The organism is Agrobacterium sp. NPDC090273, from assembly GCF_044772305.1.
GTDB lineage: Bacteria > Pseudomonadota > Alphaproteobacteria > Rhizobiales > Rhizobiaceae > Agrobacterium.
In genome coordinates, this window is sequence record NZ_JBIVYN010000002.1 from 18,178 (window position 1) to 36,619 (window position 18,442).

18 protein-coding genes are annotated in these 18,442 nt (G+C 57.4%); 9 read left to right on the top strand and 9 right to left on the bottom strand.

The features are described 5' to 3' along the window. The first annotated feature begins 7 nt into the window (after positions 1-7). From ACIQT8_RS06495 to ACIQT8_RS06510, 4 genes are all read left to right on the top strand, one after another. Positions 8-601: a CMD domain protein gene (locus ACIQT8_RS06495; RefSeq protein ID WP_400964450.1), complete on the top strand. Its 594-nt coding sequence runs from the start codon at positions 8-10 to the stop codon at positions 599-601. An 11-nt stretch (positions 602-612) separates the two neighbouring features. Beyond that, entirely contained in the window at positions 613-1,221 is a 609-nt protein-coding gene (locus tag ACIQT8_RS06500; protein WP_400964452.1) for an alkylhydroperoxidase domain protein, read from the top strand. 11 nt (positions 1,222-1,232) lie between these two features. After that, on the top strand, positions 1,233-2,093 hold the full coding sequence (locus tag ACIQT8_RS06505) for a VOC family protein (RefSeq protein ID WP_400964454.1): 861 nt from the start codon (positions 1,233-1,235) through the stop codon (positions 2,091-2,093). Positions 2,094-2,162: 69 nt separating this feature from the next. After that, entirely contained in the window at positions 2,163-3,101 is a 939-nt protein-coding gene (locus tag ACIQT8_RS06510) for an aldo/keto reductase (RefSeq protein ID WP_400964458.1), read from the top strand. Between the two features lie 9 nt (positions 3,102-3,110). On the opposite strand, the gene ACIQT8_RS06515 is transcribed toward ACIQT8_RS06510, so the two are convergent. From ACIQT8_RS06515 to ACIQT8_RS06555, 9 genes are all read right to left on the bottom strand, one after another. After that, complete coding sequence (locus ACIQT8_RS06515) at positions 3,111-4,184, bottom strand: LLM class flavin-dependent oxidoreductase (RefSeq protein WP_400964460.1); 1,074 nt, start codon at positions 4,182-4,184, stop codon at positions 3,111-3,113. A 39-nt stretch (positions 4,185-4,223) separates the two neighbouring features. Then, positions 4,224-5,117, bottom strand: coding sequence for an ABC transporter substrate-binding protein (locus tag ACIQT8_RS06520; RefSeq protein WP_400964844.1), 894 nt, complete (start codon positions 5,115-5,117; stop codon positions 4,224-4,226). 138 nt (positions 5,118-5,255) lie between these two features. Further along, positions 5,256-6,200, bottom strand: coding sequence for an ABC transporter substrate-binding protein (locus ACIQT8_RS06525; protein ID WP_400964461.1), 945 nt, complete (start codon positions 6,198-6,200; stop codon positions 5,256-5,258). Positions 6,201-6,219: 19 nt separating this feature from the next. Further along, complete coding sequence (locus ACIQT8_RS06530) at positions 6,220-8,022, bottom strand: amino acid ABC transporter permease/ATP-binding protein (protein ID WP_400964462.1); 1,803 nt, start codon at positions 8,020-8,022, stop codon at positions 6,220-6,222. Positions 8,023-8,032: 10 nt separating this feature from the next. Beyond that, positions 8,033-8,572, bottom strand: a complete 540-nt coding sequence (locus ACIQT8_RS06535; RefSeq protein WP_400964463.1) for a GNAT family N-acetyltransferase — start codon at positions 8,570-8,572, stop codon at positions 8,033-8,035. 25 nt (positions 8,573-8,597) lie between these two features. Then, positions 8,598-9,785, bottom strand: a complete 1,188-nt coding sequence (locus ACIQT8_RS06540) for a M20 aminoacylase family protein (protein WP_400964464.1) — start codon at positions 9,783-9,785, stop codon at positions 8,598-8,600. A 63-nt stretch (positions 9,786-9,848) separates the two neighbouring features. Beyond that, positions 9,849-11,186, bottom strand: coding sequence for an LLM class flavin-dependent oxidoreductase (locus ACIQT8_RS06545; protein WP_400964465.1), 1,338 nt, complete (start codon positions 11,184-11,186; stop codon positions 9,849-9,851). A gap of 19 nt (positions 11,187-11,205) precedes the next feature. Then, on the bottom strand, positions 11,206-12,198 hold the full coding sequence (locus ACIQT8_RS06550; protein WP_400964845.1) for an MsnO8 family LLM class oxidoreductase: 993 nt from the start codon (positions 12,196-12,198) through the stop codon (positions 11,206-11,208). Positions 12,199-12,422: 224 nt separating this feature from the next. After that, the gene (locus ACIQT8_RS06555; protein WP_400964466.1) at positions 12,423-13,322 is read right to left on the bottom strand and encodes a LysR substrate-binding domain-containing protein; all 900 of its coding nucleotides are present in this window, start codon (positions 13,320-13,322) and stop codon (positions 12,423-12,425) included. A gap of 232 nt (positions 13,323-13,554) precedes the next feature. On the opposite strand from ACIQT8_RS06555, the gene ACIQT8_RS06560 reads away from it, so the two are divergent. The 5 genes from ACIQT8_RS06560 (at position 13,555) to ACIQT8_RS06580 (ending at position 18,418) form a co-directional block, all read left to right on the top strand. Further along, the gene (locus ACIQT8_RS06560) at positions 13,555-14,388 is read left to right on the top strand and encodes a transporter substrate-binding domain-containing protein (RefSeq protein ID WP_400964467.1); all 834 of its coding nucleotides are present in this window, start codon (positions 13,555-13,557) and stop codon (positions 14,386-14,388) included. Positions 14,389-14,454: 66 nt separating this feature from the next. After that, on the top strand, positions 14,455-15,117 hold the full coding sequence (locus ACIQT8_RS06565; protein WP_262528155.1) for an amino acid ABC transporter permease: 663 nt from the start codon (positions 14,455-14,457) through the stop codon (positions 15,115-15,117). Continuing rightward, a complete protein-coding gene (locus tag ACIQT8_RS06570; RefSeq protein ID WP_400964468.1) occupies positions 15,114-15,887 on the top strand; it encodes an amino acid ABC transporter ATP-binding protein in 774 nt (257 codons plus the stop codon). Before ACIQT8_RS06565 ends, ACIQT8_RS06570 begins: the two co-directional genes overlap by 4 nt. 27 nt (positions 15,888-15,914) lie before the next feature. After that, positions 15,915-17,036, top strand: coding sequence for an enolase C-terminal domain-like protein (locus tag ACIQT8_RS06575; RefSeq protein ID WP_400964469.1), 1,122 nt, complete (start codon positions 15,915-15,917; stop codon positions 17,034-17,036). A 92-nt stretch (positions 17,037-17,128) separates the two neighbouring features. After that, a complete protein-coding gene (locus ACIQT8_RS06580; protein ID WP_400964470.1) occupies positions 17,129-18,418 on the top strand; it encodes an NAD(P)/FAD-dependent oxidoreductase in 1,290 nt (429 codons plus the stop codon). Positions 18,419-18,442 lie beyond the last annotated feature (24 nt).

Genomic DNA, 18,442 nt, shown 5'->3' on the forward strand with positions numbered 1-18,442 from the left:
ACACTCCATGACCGAAACCATAGACATCATCGATCATCTCCTGGGCATTAAACCAGGTTCACGCGGCGATACCCTGCGCAACCGGCGACCGATCACCAAGGAGAATGCACAAAGAAGCTGGCTAGCGCTCTTTTCTCCGAAAGATGATAGCCAGGTATCGCTGACCGAACGCTTCGCCATAGCCACGTTTGTCGCCGCCTTGCATGGTGAGTGGAAGATTGCCGAATTCTACGCCGGAAAGCTCTCCAAGACAGAGACGGGTGCAACATTGTTGCCTTTGGTGAAGGCGGCCGCAGATACCATCAAGGCAAGCGGCCCTTACGGCCATTATCCGTCCGGACCGTTGAGCCAGGAGGATGTCACAGGACCAACACTGCATCTGTCGGATGTTGAGCGCAAGGCACTCCCCCCCCGGCTGGCGGCAGCTCTCGAACATGCACACCTGCTCGTCCTTCATCCGCGCGATGCAGAGCCGGCGCATCTGCAAAAACTCCTGTCTGCCGGCTGGAGTGCTACCGGTGTCGTCACCCTGTCGCAGCTTGTTTCTTTTCTCGCTTTCCAGATTCGCGTCGTCGCGGGCCTCAAGGTTCTGGCAGCCTAACGGAGATCATCATGACCAACAGCATCATCGAGCCGATCGTCGAAACACCACCTGTCGCCTTTACACGTGACAATATTGGCTGGACACCATGGCTGCCGCCGCTCAAGGAAACTGAACTGACAGACCGCGACTACGAAGCGCTGGTCGATCGCGCTCGTGCCAAATCGCCCTACTTTGCCCTTCTGGTGCGTGATCCGGATATTCTGGAAGCCCGGACGAAGACTGACAACGACATTTTCTACAACACGAAGGACGGTCTTCCTCGCGCCGAGCGCGAGTTGGCCGCCACCGCCGCGTCGCGTTCCAATGGCTGCATCTTCTGCGCATCTGTCCATGCCCGTTTTGCCGCTCACTTTTCGAAGCGTGAAGCGGATATCCAGAAACTTCTCGACGAGGGCATCACTGCTGATCTCGGAGAGCGTTGGAATGCCATCATAGCGGCCGCCGTCGCGCTGACATCCACGCCTTCGTCTTTCGCTGAAGACCATGTCAACCGCCTGCGGCAAGCGGGATTGTCGGACGAGGAAATCTCCGACGTGGTGCATGGCGCTGCGTTCTTCAACTGGGCAAACCGCCTGATGCTGTCGATCGGCGAACCAACACCCGCACCGCAAGCCTGAGAAACCAGACCATGCCCCATCCCGTACTCGGCGTAGACCATGCCTATCTGCTGGTCGATGATCTGAACGCAAGTTCCGAGGTTTATCGAAAACTCGGTTTTACACTGTCTCCACGCGGGCTCCACAGTTCGCAGAAGGGAACGGCAAATCATACGATCATATTTGCGGATGACTATTTCGAACTTCTCGGCATTGTCAGGGAGACGGATCAAAATCTTCCGCAACGGCAAATGCTGGCGCGGGACGGGGAAGGTCTGAAGGCGATCGCCAATCGCACTGAGAGCGCCGATGCCGCCAAGCCAGCATTGGCCGAACTGGGCTTGGCAACGGGAGATGTCAGTGCCTTCTCCCGCCCCCTGCCCCTACCCGGCGGTGGTGAAGGGCTTGCCAGTTTCAGAACCCTGAGCTTCGAGCCTGATGGCGTGCCGCTCGGACACTTTTTCCTTTGCCAGCATGAAACGCCTCATCTTGTCTGGCGCAAGGAATTACAGCAGCACGACAATGGTGCCATCTCCATTGCGGGGATCGTCGGCATTCACGAAGATCCGCAGGCGACCGCGGAAACCTATGCCCGGTTCTACGCCAATGGAAGCGTATCTGCGGCAGAGGGTGGATTCAGTGTCAAAACAGGGGAAAAATCCGCCCCCTTGCTTTTCGTCAACGCAGACACCGCGCTAGCGCTTTACCCATCCGTTGCACCCCGGGAAAACGAGACCAACCGTCTGCTCGCGCTGCGCATCTCCGTCTCGGACATCGAACGCGTCAAAAACGTTCTGGCCGATAATGACGTCGCGTATTCGGTCACAGAAGGCGGCAACATTGTTGTTGCGCCAGGTGACGCCAGCGGAACCATCATCGAATTTGTCGTGTGACGGTCAATCTGCTGGTGTGCTTCGAACAGGAGCCGCCAGCCCCTGATCACCTTACTGCCTGGACATAGAATGAACTCACTATCAAGACGCAAACACCCACGCCACGACGCATGGTTCTCCGAACTTTCTCTTGGTTCAAGCAGTTGGAGCCGTCTTCCAGGCAGAGACGGCGACCAAACATCGCAGAACATCGTCGAGAAAGCCTGGCAGGCAGGCATCAGATACTTCGATACCGCTCCCTATTATGGGAGCGGACTTTGTGAGCGCCGACTTGGCGCCGGATTGGCCTGGAAAGACCGCTCCGACTATCTTCTATCAAGTAAGGTCGGTGTCGATCTCGATCCTTTTGGTCGTGGCACAGCGGTGACCCGCCACTACCCTTATCATGCGAACTTCCAGCCGGTTTGCGATTACAGCCATGACGCTATCTGGCGCTCGTTCGAGACCTCGCTTCACAGACTGGGTTTGCCTTTTGTCGATATTGCCTACATGCACGGCCTGTCGATTTGCCCGGGAGGGTTGGAGGCTGCGCTTGAAACGGGCATGCCTGCCCTGCTCGACCTCCGCGAAGCGGGACATGTCCGCATGGTCGGGGTCGGCGCAAACACACCGGCAATCGCCATGGCCTTCATTGAGCGTTTCGATATCGATGTCCTGTTGTTTGCGGGCGGTTTTTCTCTTCTCGATCACAGCCTCGCTCAGCCTGTCATCAACGCCTGTGAGAGCCGTGGCATTGGGATCATTGCTGCCTCGCCCTTTTCCAGTGGCCAGTATTTTGCAGAAACGAATACCGGTTTTCGCCAAGCGTTGCAGGCCGTGTGTGAAGACTTCAACATTTCGGAAAATGCGGCTCTTCTGCAGTTCGGTCGTCGCTATCCTTCTGTTCTTTCCGTACTTTGGTCGACAACCCAGCCGGTCAATGTCGACCGCACCGTTGAAGCCTTCAACGAGACCATTCCAGAAGCGTTCTGGAACGCCCTCACTGAGGCCACTATCCTGAAATTCTAAGCGTAAAGCCTATCCAAAAGACGTATGCGCCTTGGAACTGTGTTGGGCTCGCTGGTCAGCGGTGGAGAGTGTCCATCCGAGATCCGGCGCGATTTTCTCTGCAAAATCACTGATAATCTGCAGATATTCCTCAATTGCGAACTCGTAGGGCAATTCGAGGCGAAGTTCATTCGCCTCGGCGAGCACAGGATCGGCAAGGAGCTGCTCAAGTATTTCACTCGTGCTGCCGACAAGGTCGCGTCCAAACAACGTCCGGCGCGGCCCCTGCGGCGAAAGCGTGCGCTCATGACGACTAGCCGCGTAAGATTGGTATTTTCGACGCGTGGAGGGATCGGCGCTATCGGTCGGCAAGATGACACGGCCGACCGCAACGCGAGGAAACCGGCCTTCCGGAAGTGCAAGTCGATATGCCTGCAGTTGCATCGTCTGCGCCTCAAAAAGATCGTCGGACACATCACCCGATGTCAGGCTGCCGATCAAGAGGTTTAGCCCTACCTTTCCTGCCCACTCGCAGGACTTGAGAGAACCGCCACCATACCAGACCCTGTCCCGTAAACCCCTCGCGTAGGGTTGCAGCCTCGCCCGCTGGCGATTGCCGGGCGAAACCACATAGGTCTCGCCGTCTCCAATGAATTCGCCGGAAAGATTGGCGAGCAGGCGCTCGACACGCCCATAGGAAAAATCAAAACTCCGCCAATCCCCATCGAAGACCAGCGGGGCAACGAGTTCTGCATGTAGGGGAGGTCCAGCACTGACACCAACATTCAACCGACCGCCAGACAAGCTGTCGGCCATGGAGAGATCTTCTGCCAGGCGAAAAGGGCTCTCGTAGCCCATCTGAATAACGGCGGAGCCGAGTTCGATCCGTCTGGTGCGCTGGCTGGCCGCAGCCAGAAACACAGCGGCAGACGAAATTCCATGTTCGAGATGACGTTGGCGCACCCAGGCACTGTCGTAGCCGAGCGCTTCGCCCGCCTCAAACAGCTTGAGCGTCGCCTCTAGGCCCGACGCCGGATCGTGGTCCGGATAATTTCCCGGCGTCAAAAAACCAATGCGCCGGATTGCAATTGCGCGTGATGCCATGTCTCGGATCTTTCAGCCGTGATCGGTAAAGGACGGGTCTCAGCTCTTGGGCAAGCCTGGCGGATTGGTGCGTGATTCCGGTAAGGCCTCCTCCGAAAGCTGCCAACGATCGAGAATCTTGGCATAGGCGCCGCTCCTGATGAGGTCGTTGGTTGAAAGCGTCAGCGCGTCTGCCAAACCTGCCCCCTTGCGGGTTGCAATCGCCACGTCCGACCTTTCCGGCCAGCCGGCGGAGAGCGTACCAACACGCTTGATGCTCTTGTCGCGCGCTGCGATGTAGACCAGCTGTGCGTGCGGCTGGACGATAACGTCGACGCGACCCGCTTGCAGCGCGACCACGCGCGCCGCTTCGTCATCATGATACTGCAACTCGATAGGCTTCAGCCCCGCAGCGACGTTCTGGTCGCTCCACTTCAACAGGATACGCTCCTGATTGGTGCTGGCACCGACCGTAATCCGCAGCCCCGCGGCATCCTTCGGCTCCTTGATTTCCTTGATCGGGCTGTCGGCCTTCACGAAAAAGCCGTGGAGGCCTTGCCTGTAGGTCGAGAAGTCGAATTTCTCCTTGCGCAGTTCGGTCACACCGACATTGGATATCACCGCGTCATATTTTCCCGATGCGAGGCCAAGTGGCCAGTCAGCCCACGCGACAGGAACGAGCTCGAGCTGAAGGCCGAGACTGTCGGCAACGGCCAAAGCGTAATCCGGGTCGGCACCGACCACGGTCTTGGCGTCAGTTGCATAGGTGGCGAGCGGCGGGCCGCCTGGCGATATGGCGACGGTAAACTTGCCGGGTGTCACAAACTTGAACTCACTTGCGATCGCGGCAATTGCGGCTTCGTCCTTTTCTGCCCGCACCCGTCCGTTTTGTTCAGGAGAAAGATCGAAGATGTCGTCTGCGGCAGGAGCACTGACCGTCACAAGCGGTAGCATTAGGAGACCGGCACCAATTGCACGGCCGATTTTTCTGATGATCGTCATTCTGTTCAATCCGGTTGAGAATATTTGGAGCACGGGCCGGCGAACAGCCCACGCTCCTTTCGCCCTGTGCTTTGACAGCGGCAGAATTCATCAGCTCTTCGGCAATCCCTGTGGGTTCGTCCGCGACTGCTTGATGGCCTCTGCCGAGAGGTTCCAGCGAGCCAGCGCCTTGGCATAATTGCCATTTTCGATCTGCGCGTTCAGTGTAGTGGTAATCGCCTCGGCAATCCCGGAGTCCTTTTTCGTCGCGACGGCGATTTCAGCAGTTTCCGGCCATCCACCGGAGAAAGTCCCGACCTGCCTGGTCTTATTTTCCTGTGCAGCCTTATAGGCAGAGGTCGCATTCGGACCGAGATAAGCGTCGGCTCGTCCGGACTGCAAGGCAACATCGAGAACAGCCTCGTCGTCATAGTATTGAACCTCGCTTGCCGGCAGTCCCTTGGCCTTGTTGGCTTCGATCCAGCGCAGCAGGATTTGCTCCTGATTGGTGCCGGAAGAAACGATGACCTTCAGGCCTGCAACGTCTTCAGGTTTGGAGATGCTTTGCACCTTGCTGTTAAGCGGCACATAAAAGCCGATAAGGTCGGTGCGGTAAGTCGAGAAATCGAATTTCTGCTTTCTCTCCTCGGTCACAGTAATATTGTGGATCGCAGCGTCGAAACGACCTGATGTGACGCCAAGCGGCCAATCGGCCCAGGCAATCGGCACCAGTTCCAGTTCCAGCCCCAGACTATCAGCAACAAGCTGGGCGATATCCGGTTCGCTTCCGACGGGCGTTTTGTTGTCACTGGCATAGACTGCAAAGGGCAGGCGTCCGGGAATGGATGCGACCGTCAGTTTGCCCGGTGTGACGAGCTTGAAATTGTCAGGGACGAGCTTGGCAGCCGCCTCCACCTTTTCCGCGCGGACACGATCCTTCTGCTCCGGGGAAAGATCAGGCGCTTGCGCCTGGGCGGACGACGAGAGGGACGCCAGCGCTGCAAGCGACAGGAAGCCGCCCGTGGCAATGCCAAGAAGTTTTTGTGTATAAGACATTCTGGGTGTTTCCTTATTGTTAGAGAACTTTGGCGAGGAAGGCAGCCGTGCGCGGATGGTCCGGCCGGCTGAAGACTTTGTCCGGCGTACCGGTTTCAAGGATGCGGCCTTGTTCCATGAAGACCACCTGATCGGAGACTTCACGGGCAAAGCCGATTTCATGGGTGACGATCACCAGCGTCGCGCCGGAACGGGCGAGTTCCTTGATGACGTCGAGCACTTCGCCGACCAGTTCCGGATCGAGTGCCGACGTTGGCTCATCGAACAACAAAACCTTGGGCTTGAGGGCGAGTGCGCGGGCGATGGCCACACGTTGCTGCTGGCCGCCGGAGAGCTGGCGGGGATAGGCATGTGCCTTCTCCGCCAGTCCAACGCGAGCGAGCAGATCGCGTGCTTCTGCTTCTGCCTGCTCACGCGAAATTCCACGTACGGTAATCGGTGCCTCGACGAGATTTTCCAGGGCAGTCAAATGCGGGAAAAGGTTGAAATTCTGGAACACCATGCCGACCTCGACACGTCGCTTCAGAATGTCCTTCTCCTTGAGTTCGTAGAGCGTCTCGCCGTCCTGCCTGTAGCCAATCAGTTCACCATCGATTGCGATGAAGCCGTCATCGACGCGTTCGAGGTGATTGATGGTGCGCAGCAAGGTGGATTTACCCGACCCTGACTGACCAAGAATGGTCGTTACGCTGCCAACTGGAATACGCAGAGACACGTCATCGAGAACCTTGAGCTGACCAAAACTTTTGGAAACGCCGTGGATCGTCACCTCGCCGCCGCGTGTGTGAAGCGGGCTGGACTTGGGACCCGAGATGGTCGTCTTGGCGGGTGTCCTGATCACTGGCTCATCGGCTGTGACGGATGCCGCTGTTCTGGCCGGCACGATCGTTCGATAGAGAGCAGCGAAAATCGAAGGTGGAGGGTTGCGCAGCGCACCCCGCGCATAGTGCCGCTCGATGTAATGCTGAACGATGGACAGGACCGTGAGAATGACGAGATACCAGACGGTTGCCACCATCAGCAGAGGGATAACCTCCAGATTTCGGCGATAGATGATCTGGATTGTGTAGAACAACTCCGGCAATGCCAGGATGTAGACCTGTGACGTACCCTTGGCCAGACCAATGATGTCGTTGAAGGCCGTCGGCAGAATCGAACGCATAGCCTGCGGCAAGACGATCCGCGATGCCTGGCGGTGACGCGGCAAACCGAGCGCAGAGGCCGCTTCCAACTGCCCCTGGTCGACGGAAAGGATCCCGCCACGAATGATTTCCGATGCAAAGGCGGCTTGATTAAGTGTCAAGCCAAGCACAGCCGCTGCAAAGGGAGTGATCAGTTGCGTCGTGTTCCAACTGAAAAAGTTTATGCCGGTGTAGGGCACACCAACGGTAATCGTTTCATACAGATAACCGAGATTGTTGAGGATCAGGAGCAGTACGATCAATGGGATAGATCGGAATATCCAGATATAGGTCCAGGATACGCCGACCAGAAGCGGCGAGCGTGAAACCCGGGCAAGGGCAAGGCCCGTTCCGAGAATGAAGCCGAAAAGGGCACCGAGTGCGGTCAGCAGAAGCGTGCGACCAAGGCCCACCAGAACCGGTTCAGCAAAGAACCATTCAGCGAACACATCCCAGCCCCAGCGCGGATTGCCCAGGACGGAGTGCACGGTAGCAGCAATGACCAGGAGAGCGAAAATCGTTCCGACTGTACGGGCGGGATAGCGCGCCGGAACGATCCGGTAATGGGAGTAGTCGCCCCGCTTTACCGCTGCCGACTGGCCCGTTGCCTGCACCTCGTGAAAATCCGTCGAGATCGTCATTATGATCGCCTCAAATGTCATGCCGGGGAGATATTTGGCTCGCCGTGCTCGTGACGAAGTGGCTTGCCGAGAGATACTTTTCGAAAGGCAGCTTGCGGATGGTTTCAGGATCCGCACTGGTGTCGAAAAGCGCCGTGTAACCATTGGTCAGATAAAGGCCGACCGCCTCTGGCTGACGAAATCCAGTGGTCAGATAAATGCGCGAATACCCCTGTCGCAGAGCCTGTTCTTCAAGTTCGGCGAGAACGCGCTTTGCCAACCCCTGGCGGCGATAGCCTGAATGTGTCCAGACGCGTTTGACTTCGGACGTTCCGTGATCTTCGTGTCGCATGAAGGCGCCACCGGCAATTGCCTTCCCGTCGCGTAAGACCAGTACAAAGTTGCCGTGCGGCGGCGCAAAGACTTCCGGCGCGAAACGGTTCATCTCCTTCGTCGCGCCTTCGGCATCATAAAAACTGCCGTATCGGGAATCGTATTCGAATGTCAGTTCCTCGATCAGTGGCCGCGCCAGTGGATCGAGGGGTGTCGTGTAATAAAAGCGATCACTCACGTGGCTTCTCCTCGGGTTCGTTCGGTCATGAAAGGAAGGTCTCGGCAAGCCGAGCCCAATAAAGTGCGCTCGGTGCAATAATGTCGTCGTTGAAGTCGTAAAGTGGGCTGTGTAGCGGGGCACTTTCGCCATTGCCGACAAAGAGATAGGAGCCCGGTCGCTGTTGAAGCATGTAGGCGAAATCCTCACTCGCCGTGCGGGGCCGGAAATCGCCAGCAACCTGTTCAGCGGGAAAAACGGCCTCTGCCACGCCACGGGCTAAACGGGTCTGCTCGATGTGGTTGATCACCGGTGGGAAACCGCGGCGATATTGCACATCCGCCTCCGCGCCGAAGCTTTCAGCCTGGGCGCGGGCGAGCGCCGGCACTCGCTGTTCCAGCCTGTCGCGCACGGCCGGAGAATAGGCTCGCGCCGTGAGCTTCAGTTCGACACTGTCAGGAATGACATTCGAGGCAGAGCCCCCGTGAATGGAGCCCACCGTCAGCACCGCCATTTCCAGTGGATCGACATTGCGGGCAACGATGCTCTGCAACGCAGTGATTAAGGATGCGGAGGCAAGGACGGGATCGACCGTTTCGTGTGGTGAGGCACCATGTCCACCTTGGCCAATGATACGGATCAAAGCCTGATCGACCGAGGCCATGGCTGGTCCCTCAACGAAGCCGAACTGTCCTGCCTTTACGCCCGGCCAGTTATGCAGGCCGAAGATCGCATCGACCGGAAAACGCTCAAACAGGCGATCCTCGATCATCTTCTTTGCGCCTGCGCCCACTTCTTCGGCAGGCTGGAAAATCAGCGTCAACGTGCCGGAAAAGCGCCCGTGTTCGGCGAGGTAGCGTGCAGCACCGAGCAAAATAGCAGTATGTCCATCGTGACCGCAGGCATGCATGACGCACGGATTGCGGCTGGAATAGGCAAGGTCTGTGGCTTCCTCGATTGGCAATGCATCGATGTCAGCACGGATGCCGATCCGTTTATCGCCATTCCCCCGCCTGAGGGTGGCGACGACGCCATAGCCGCCGACACCCTCCGTCACCTCGTAACCGTAGGACAGAAGATATTTGGCGATGATGCCTGCGGTCCGCCCCTCGTGAAAGGAAAGCTCCGGATACTGATGGAGGTCCCGACGGATCGTCACCAACTCGCTGATGAAGGCATGGATCGTCCGTTCGGCGTCGTCGCGATGACGCGCGCCGTCAATATGGATGTTCATGATTTTACTTTCCGAAGGTTGGCTTCAGCCGATCTCGGCCGGGTGTTTCACCTGTTCCGATCGTTATGCGTGGGCCTTCTCCGCCTCGTCGTCGATGCCTGCATAAACGCTTTGGCGGTAAGGAAGATCGAGGTTTTCCCGCAGGGTTACTCCCCTCAGCTCCGGGTCGAAGTAACCGCGCTCCTCGAGGATCGGCAAAACATGGCGGGCAAAATCATCAAAGCCCTCGGCAATAACAGGAAAGCCGAGGATGAAGCCATCAGCCGCACCGCTATCGAACCACTCGATGAGCTTTTTGGCCACCGCGTCAGGTGTGCCGACAAAACCTTCGCGCGGTGTCGCCGCACCAAGCGCCGCTTCCCGCAGGGTCTGTCCCTGTTCTTTCGCAACACGCTTGATGCGGTCGGTGGTGGAGCGAAAGCTGTTTTTGCCGATGTCGCCAAGCTCGGGAAAAGGTGCATCGAGATCATAGGCACTGAAGTCATGATGATCGAAGAAGCGACCGAGATAGGCGAGCGCTTCATCTATCGAAATCAGATTGCGGATCACGTTGTATTTTTCTTCGGCCTCTGCCTGTGTCCGGCCCACGATCGGCCCAATGCCGGGAAAAATCTTGACGTGGTCGGCGGATCGTCCCTGGGCGACTGCAGCCTGCTTGACCCGTCGTGAAAAGGTCTGGTTGTCCTCGAGCGAAACGCCATTGGTGAAGACGGCATCGGCATGCTTGCCGGCAAGCCCTACGCCCGCATCTGACGAGCCCGCCTGAAAGATGACCGGCTGCCCCTGTGCTGAGCGCTGGATATTGAGCGGGCCTTCAACCTGAAAGAAGCGCCCTTTGTGACCGAGCGTGTGCAATTTTTCACGATCGAAGAACTGCCCGCTGTCACGGTTGCGCGTGAATGCGTCATCATCCCAACTGTCCCAGAGCCCTTTGACGACCTCAAGATACTCGTCGGCAATCTCGTATCGGAGCGCGTGTTCCGGGTGGTTTCGGCTGTAGTTTTTGGCCGTCCCCTCAAGTGGCGTCGTGACCGCATTCCAGCCACCACGTCCACCACTGATGAGATCCAGTGATGCGAACTGCCGAGCGATCGTAAAGGGGTCGCTGTACGAGGTGGAGACGGTGCCTGCGAGCCCTATTCTGTTCGTCACCGTTGCAAGAGCTGAAAGGATCGTCAGAGGCTCGAAACGGTTGAGGAAATGCGGGATCGATTTCTCGTTGATATAGAGCCCGTCTGCCACGAAGGCGAAGGCGATACCGGCAGCTTCAGCCTTCAAGGCTACGGTCTTGAAGAAGTCGAGATTGACGCTGGCGTCAACCGGACTGCTTGGATGCCTCCAGGCGTTCATGTGACCACCGGCGCCCTGCAACATGATGCCGAACTTGATCTTATTTGCCATAGGATATCTCCTCAAGACGTTACGCTGCCGCGGATAGGGGGTGGCGAGCCAGAAGCTCTATGGATGCAAGCCGTCGGTTGGCGCCGACGGGCGGCGGCTCGAGAATAAATTCCTCGATCTGGTAGAGCGCTGAAAGTCGCGATAGCTCCGCGTGAATGCTATCCGGCGTGCCATGCAGTACGCTCGGCTTGCGCTCCTCGATGCGGAATTCCCTTGAGCCGGCCTGTCTTGCAAATTCTTCGGCCTGTTCGTGGCTGCCCAAGCTGGCCGATTGGCCGTTTTCAAGGAAAACCTTGAACACCTTCAGTTCGCCAACGAGCGCCGCCGCATCAGCAGCGTTTTCGGACGCATAGGCGGAGAGCGCCAAAATGGGCGCCTTGCCGCCACTCCTGCCACGATAGTCTTCGAGACTAAGCCTCAGATTTTCAGGATCGCCATTCAGATGACCAGCAAAAACGAAATCCCATCCCTGCGCTGCGGCAAGCCGGGCACTGTCAGGGCTTGCACCGAGCAAAAACCGCTCGGCAGCCACCAGAGGCTGCGGACCGGGAAAAGCCCCGACTGATCTGTCAGCATCCAGCGAATGGGCTAGAAATGTCTGCAGATCAGCAAGCTGCTGATTAAAATCAGGTTTGGAAGAATGATAGGTTTGCAAGGCCGCTGTCGATTGCGGCAATCCGCCTGGCGCCTTGCCTACACCGAGATCAACACGACCCGGCGCCAAAGACGAAAGCAAGTTGAACACTTCTGCGACTTTGTAGGGACTGTAGTGCTGCAGCATGATGCCGCCCGAACCGACGCGAATACGAGACGTGTTCGACAAAATCCAGGCGATAAGCACTTCAGGCGCCGAACTCGCGAGGGCGGAGCTTCCATGATGTTCTGCAACCCAGAACCGCCGATAACCCAGCTCTTCCGCTCGTCTTGCGAGCTTGACCGTATTGGAAAGTGCCGTGACGGCATTTTCCTCTGAAGAGATCGGGCTCTTATCGAGCAGACTCAATGCATACATCGTCGCCTCGCTGGCAGTTTCGATCATGCACTTATTAGTCTACTTATTTTATAGACAATGAAGGGCGCAATTTCCGATTGCCTGTCGAAAGAGAGAAAATCTTTGTCGGGATTTCAGACGTAGCGAACAATTTGCAGTGAGGTCTTTTGCTGCCGCGGCGCAGACAATCATTGGTCCGAGCTTGAATCAAGCATCAACCGGCCCTTGCCCGCGTTACAAAAACGCTATTTGTGTGCCGGCTTCTTCGTTTGGCGAAGAAGCCAATCCCGAAAGAGGATGATGTTGGCGTTGTGGGCCTTTCGTTCGGGGTAAACCACGAAATAGGAGTCATCCGACCGGATCGGTTCTCCGAAAGGCATATGGAGCGCTTTGCTTTCCAGTTCGCGCTCGACATAGAATGTTGGTACGACTGCGATGCCGATACCGTTAAGGGCCGCGTTGATAATCATCTCGTGATTTGAAAACCGCGTACCTTGAATTCTGCCGCTATAGGACAGTCCGGCGAGCCGCAGCCAATTCAACCACAGGCTCGGCCGGCCGGCGTTTTGCAGCATTGGATAGTTTGAAAATTCTAGTGGTTGCAGCTTCTGCCCGAACGGAATGAGGCGCGGCGACGCAACGACCGCCAAGGTTTCCGGAAACAGTTCGATCGCTCGGGCATGAAGCCACGTGCCAGCCCCACGAAGAACGGTCACATCCAACCGGGTGGTCTCGAAATCCATAGCAGGGGTTGTTGTCGTGATCTCCAGCGGGATTTCGCAATGAGCCTCGATGAACGATGATAGCCGTTCCGGCAACCAGCGTGCGGCAAAGGTCGGGTGCGTGCCGATCATGAGTGAGCTGTCTACCGTGCGTCCTCGCACGGCATCGATTGAAATTTCCTGCAACCTGTCGAGCGTCAGTGCAACGTCCCGATAGTAGTTGGCGCCAAGTTCCGTCAGCACAAGCCGAGGGCCGGAACGATGAAAAAGAGTGACACCGAGAAACTCCTCAAGGTTCTGTATCTGCTTGCTGATTCCACTTTGTGTCAGACCAAGATCATCGGCTGCCTTGGTGAAATTCATGTACCGTGCGGCAGCTTCGAAGGCATGCAGGGATGCCAAAGAAGGAAGGTAACGTCTCATCGCATTCCCCCGATTTTCATCATGAATTTAATTCATGCAAAGGAGATTTTTCAACGTTTTTATTTTGCCTCCCCCTGGTTCAAGAATTATCTGGCGAGTATCCGCTCCCAAACAACACCCCGGCCGGTTGATGCCAGTCGCGAGAACGTCGTTGATGCCGCGGTGCGAATGCAAAGAGACTTTGCAGGTAGGAGGCATCGACCAGAATTCGATGCCCAAAACAAAGGGGAACATGATGAAAAGAAGAGATTTCAGTAAGTTGGTTGGAATGGGCGTTGCCGCCGCAGGTATCGGTGCCTTTGTCACCCCGGTCCTGGCCGCAGATTCTCTGGAGCGGGTTAAAGCCTCAGGCGTGCTTCGCATCGGCGCTGTCGCGGACGGGGCTCCTTATTATCAAAAGAGCCTTGCTGACGGTAGCTGGCGCGGTTTCTACATCGATATCTGCACGAAGCTTGCGGAAGATCTCGGCGTAAAACTCTCCATCACTGAGACCACCTGGGGCAACTCGGTGCTTGATCTGCAAGCCGACAAGATCGACGTCTTCTTCGGCCTCAACCCGACACCGGAACGCCAGAAAGTTATCGATTTTTCCGGCCCCGTATTCAAGAACGCGTTCACCTTGATCGTTCGCAAAGGTGTAGAAGGCCAGACCTGGGACGACTTCAACAAACCTGAAATGCGCATTGCGGTCGACGCCGGCTCGTCGCACGATTCTGCGGTCACACGCCATGCCCCGAAAGCAGAGGTCGCCCGCCTGAAAACCGCAAGTGACGCCACCGCAGCTCTTCAGGCAAGGCGAGCCGATGCACAGTGCCTTGTTCTGGTCCTCGCCATGTCCCTGCGCGCCAAGAACCCGTCGATCGGCGAGCTGCTTCTACCGACACCTCTGGATTCGACCACGTCCAATGCCGGTTTCCGCCGGGAGGAAGACCAGACCTGGCGTACACACGTGACGAAGTGGATCGAAGACAACCGCGCAAGCGGCTTCGTTAAAGATGCCATCATTCGCAACATGGCGCTTGTTGGCGTAAATGAATCCGATTTCCCGGCCGGTTTCGAGATCTAATATCCGAACGCAGCGGAGCCATCCTCCGCTGCCCCAGCTGACTTCTGATATCCGGACACTTGAACCATGTACGAATGGGATTTCTGGACCCTTTGGGAGTACCGATGGTTACTTCTCCAGGGCCTCGGCGTGACAGTCGGGTTTACCATCGCAATCATCATCGGCGGGCTGACCGTCGGGCTCATCGAAGCCATCTGTCTGCTTTCGCGATTTTCCGTTTTGCGCGGCATATCTCTTGCCGTGATCGAGATCTTTCGCTGCACGCCGATCCTTGTCCAGTTGATCTGGTGTTACTACGCACTACCGATCATCGCCGGGATCGAGATGACACCGGTTACGGCTTCCCTCCTGGCACTCTCCTTTTACGGTGGAGCCTTCTACGCGGAGATCATTCGCGGCGGGATCGTATCGATCGATGAAGGGCAATCGGAAGCGGCCGCAGCTCTTGGCATGACACCGGCACTCGCCATGCGCCGGATCGTCCTGCCGCAGGCCTTGCGGCGCATGCTGCCATCGCTGATGAACCAGTCGATCCTGCAATTCAAGAATACATCACTGGTCTCCGTTCTCGCGGTGCCCGATCTCGTCTACCAGGGACAGATGGCAGCCCACGACAGCTTCCGTCCACTTGAGACCTATACGGCGATCGCAGTCGCCTACTTTATCATCCTTTTCCCGCTGACACTCTTTGTCCGCAACCGCGAACGCAAGCTGGGAGAGGCACGATGACAACGCCAATGATCGAAATCTCGAACCTGCGAAAGTCGTTCGGTCCTCTCGAGGTCCTGAAGGACATCAGTGTGAAGGTTGACCAGGGCGGTGTGCTGGCACTGATCGGTCCATCCGGGTCGGGAAAGTCTACGCTTCTGCGCTGCATGAACCTTCTCGTTACCCCCGACGACGGGCGCATTCGTGTCGGCGATACGACGTTCGAATTTGGCAAAGCGGTCAAGCAGCCGAACATCAAGGCACTGGCGTCCTTTCGCTCCAGAACGGGAATGGTCTTCCAGAATTTCAACCTGTTCCCGCATATGACGGTGCTGGAAAACGTCATCGAAGCACCGATCCATGTGAAACACATGGGACGGAAGGAAGCGACGGACCTTGCCATGTTCCAACTCGAAAAGGTTGGGCTTGCTGATCGCGCCAAGCAGGCGCCGCAAACCCTGTCCGGCGGCCAAAAGCAGCGCGTGGCCATTGCTCGCGCTTTGGCGATGCAACCCGAAGTCATGCTCTTCGACGAGGCCACCTCCGCGCTCGACCCTGAACTGGTGGGTGAGGTGCTTCAGACAATGCAAAAGCTCGCAGCAGATGGAATGACGATGGTGATCGTGACCCACGAGATCGCTTTCGCCCGCGAAGTCGCAGATCGCATCGTCTTCATGCGCGATGGATATGTCGTCGAGGAAGGCACCGCCCAACAGGTCATTGACGCACCGCAGATGGACGCGACCAAGACATTTCTCAGTCATTTTCACAAAGGTTCGGCCGCAAGGTAAGCGGACCAAGATTGCAGGTAAGACAAGATGGAAACGATCGATAGACTCCGCGTGTTCCTGATCGAAAGCCCGATCAAGATGGCTCGGCTGCAGGGAGTGGGAAACGTCAAGGGCACGGTAAAGCGCGTGCTGGTCGAACTGACATCCTCGTCCGGCACGGTTGGCTGGGGTGAGGCTGCGCCCTGGGAGGTGTTTACGGGTACAGCCGAAGCCGCGTTTGCGGCGATCGACATCTATCTTCGCCCGTTGGTGATCGGTGCTCCGGTCAATCGCGTCCGCGAACTGACGATCAAGATGAAAAAAGTGCTGGTGGGCCATGGCGAGGCGAAACTCGCGATCGAAACGGCGATGCTCGATATCCTCGGCAAATCATCAGGCCTTTCGATTGCCGATCTGCTTGGCGGTCGGGTCCGCGATACCATCCCCCTCTCCTTCTCGATCGCCGATCCCGATTTCGGCGCGGACATGCGACGCATGGAAGAAATGGTTCCCCAGGGCAACCGCATCTTCAAGGTGAAAACCGGCGTGAAATCGCATCAGGATGATCTTGCGCATCTTGAAGCCATGCGCAACGCGTTTGGCGACACCATCGACCTTCGCCTTGACTATAATCAGGCACTCCAGCCTTTTGGTGCCATCAAGACGTTGCGCGACGTCGATCAGTTTCGACCGACCTTCATTGAACAACCCGTTCCAAGGGATTGCCTTGCGGCGATGGCATCTTTCGCGGCCGATCTGGACACGCCGATCCTGGCCGATGAAAGCTGCTTCGATACGCGCGACCTGATGGAAATCATCCGACTTGGAGCAGCAGACGCCATTTCGGTCAAATTGATGAAAACCGGTGGGCTTCTTGAGGCGCAGTCCTTGATGGCATTGGCCGATACGGCCCGCCTTCCCGGCTATGGCGGCACGTTGTGGGAAGGTGGTGTGGCCCTTGCGGCTGGCACCCAGTTTATTGCCGCAACACCCGGCATTTCGCTCGGATGCGAATTCTACATGCCGCACCACGTGCTGACCGAAGATGTTCTGGAGGTCAAAATCGAAAACCGTAACGGCGAAGTCATCGTACCGGATGGTCCGGGGCTGGGCATTCGGGTTTCGGAGCAATCGCTGCGCTCCAACGCGAAAGTCATCGCAGAGCGCTAACGCCACAGGTCGAAAGACAAAGAGATGAAGTGCCGACCGCGGGCTATCTGCGGCGGGAGGGTGAACTGTTGACTCATTATCAGGAAATTCACATGCCCAAGGCTGCAGCGAAGCACACGGTCGTGATCGGAGGCGGTATCGTCGGTGTCTGTAGCGCTCTCGAGCTACTTCGCGCAGGGCATCAGGTTACCCTGGTGGAAAGTGGCGAACCGGGTGGCCGGCAGTCTGCGAGTTACGGCCATGGCTGCTGGATCAGCCCTGCCTCGGTTGTTCCGATGTCCATGCCCGGGCTCTGGAAGCAGGTTCCCGGATATCTGATGAACCCTGATGGCCCCTTGGTCATCCGGTGGCGCCATATTTTGAGGCTCTCACCCTGGCTTTTACGCTTTCTCTGGGCAGGGGCTTCCATATCGCGGGTAGAGGCGACGGCACGAGCGCTGAACCGGCTGCTCAAGGACAGTCCGGATCGCCACGAAGCCTTGAGTTCCGAAGTCGGTGTTGCAGACCTCGTCCGTCGCGAGGGGCTGCTTTATGCCTACCCGGACCGGCAGGCATTCGAGAAGGAAGCTCTGGCGTGGCATTTGCGCAGGATGACCGGACTTCAATGGAAAGAACTCGACAAGGACGCGCTTCTGCAACGGGAACCGGGCCTCGACGGGCACTATACGTTCGGTGTTGTGGCAGAAAACGGCGCCCATTGCGTCGATCCCCAAACCTATATCACCCGTATCGCCGAAACTGCGGTCAAACGCGGCCTGCACATCGTCAGGGCAAAGGCAAACGCACTGAAGTTTGATGGAGATCGGCTGCGTGGCGTAGAGACTACCGGTGGGATGATCGAATGTGATCAGGCCGTGGTTGCTGCCGGCGCCTGGTCCAAGACCCTCGCAAGACAGGCCGGTGACAAGGTGCCTCTTGAGAGCGAAAGAGGATATCACGGCGTGATTTCTCTTGCCGATGGCGGACCGCAACATCCGGTCATGCCAAGCGATGGCAAGATGGCCAATACGCCTACGCTGAAGGGTCTGCGTCTTTCCGGCCAGGTTGAACTGGCGTCCGTCGACACGCCGCCAAACTGGCGACGTGTCGAGATCCTGCTCAATCACGCGCGCAAGACCTATCCCGCATTGGCCAAGATGCGTGACATCTCGGTAGACAAGTGGATGGGCCATCGCCCGTCTACGCCCGATGGCCTGCCCGTCATCGGTCGCTCCTCGCGCTCCCCGGATGTTTTCTACGCCTTTGGCCACGGACATGTCGGCTTTGCGACTGGCCCGATTACCGGCCGCATCGTCGCTGAACAGCTCTCCGGTAAACCCCAGGGCGACGAGATAGGTTGCTATTCGCCGCGTCGATTCAGGTTCGCCGGAAAGAATGCATGAGCGTCATCGCGGATCACATCTTGC

Bases quoted from the DNA above. Each gene is read 5' to 3' on its own strand.
- ACIQT8_RS06495 (WP_400964450.1), top strand. From the start codon at position 8: ATGACCGAAACCATAGACATCATCGATCATCTCCTGGGCATTAAACCA.
- ACIQT8_RS06500 (WP_400964452.1), top strand. From the start codon at position 613: ATGACCAACAGCATCATCGAGCCGATCGTCGAAACACCACCTGTCGCC.
- ACIQT8_RS06505 (WP_400964454.1), top strand. From the start codon at position 1,233: ATGCCCCATCCCGTACTCGGCGTAGACCATGCCTATCTGCTGGTCGAT.
- ACIQT8_RS06510 (WP_400964458.1), top strand. From the start codon at position 2,163: ATGAACTCACTATCAAGACGCAAACACCCACGCCACGACGCATGGTTC.
- ACIQT8_RS06515 (WP_400964460.1), bottom strand. From the start codon at position 4,184: ATGGCATCACGCGCAATTGCAATCCGGCGCATTGGTTTTTTGACGCCG.
- ACIQT8_RS06520 (WP_400964844.1), bottom strand. From the start codon at position 5,117: ATGCTACCGCTTGTGACGGTCAGTGCTCCTGCCGCAGACGACATCTTC.
- ACIQT8_RS06525 (WP_400964461.1), bottom strand. From the start codon at position 6,200: ATGTCTTATACACAAAAACTTCTTGGCATTGCCACGGGCGGCTTCCTG.
- ACIQT8_RS06530 (WP_400964462.1), bottom strand. From the start codon at position 8,022: ATGACGATCTCGACGGATTTTCACGAGGTGCAGGCAACGGGCCAGTCG.
- ACIQT8_RS06540 (WP_400964464.1), bottom strand. From the start codon at position 9,785: ATGAACATCCATATTGACGGCGCGCGTCATCGCGACGACGCCGAACGG.
- ACIQT8_RS06545 (WP_400964465.1), bottom strand. From the start codon at position 11,186: ATGGCAAATAAGATCAAGTTCGGCATCATGTTGCAGGGCGCCGGTGGT.
- ACIQT8_RS06550 (WP_400964845.1), bottom strand. From the start codon at position 12,198: ATGTATGCATTGAGTCTGCTCGATAAGAGCCCGATCTCTTCAGAGGAA.
- ACIQT8_RS06555 (WP_400964466.1), bottom strand. From the start codon at position 13,322: ATGAGACGTTACCTTCCTTCTTTGGCATCCCTGCATGCCTTCGAAGCT.
- ACIQT8_RS06560 (WP_400964467.1), top strand. From the start codon at position 13,555: ATGATGAAAAGAAGAGATTTCAGTAAGTTGGTTGGAATGGGCGTTGCC.
- ACIQT8_RS06565 (WP_262528155.1), top strand. From the start codon at position 14,455: ATGTACGAATGGGATTTCTGGACCCTTTGGGAGTACCGATGGTTACTT.
- ACIQT8_RS06570 (WP_400964468.1), top strand. From the start codon at position 15,114: ATGACAACGCCAATGATCGAAATCTCGAACCTGCGAAAGTCGTTCGGT.
- ACIQT8_RS06575 (WP_400964469.1), top strand. From the start codon at position 15,915: ATGGAAACGATCGATAGACTCCGCGTGTTCCTGATCGAAAGCCCGATC.
- ACIQT8_RS06580 (WP_400964470.1), top strand. From the start codon at position 17,129: ATGCCCAAGGCTGCAGCGAAGCACACGGTCGTGATCGGAGGCGGTATC.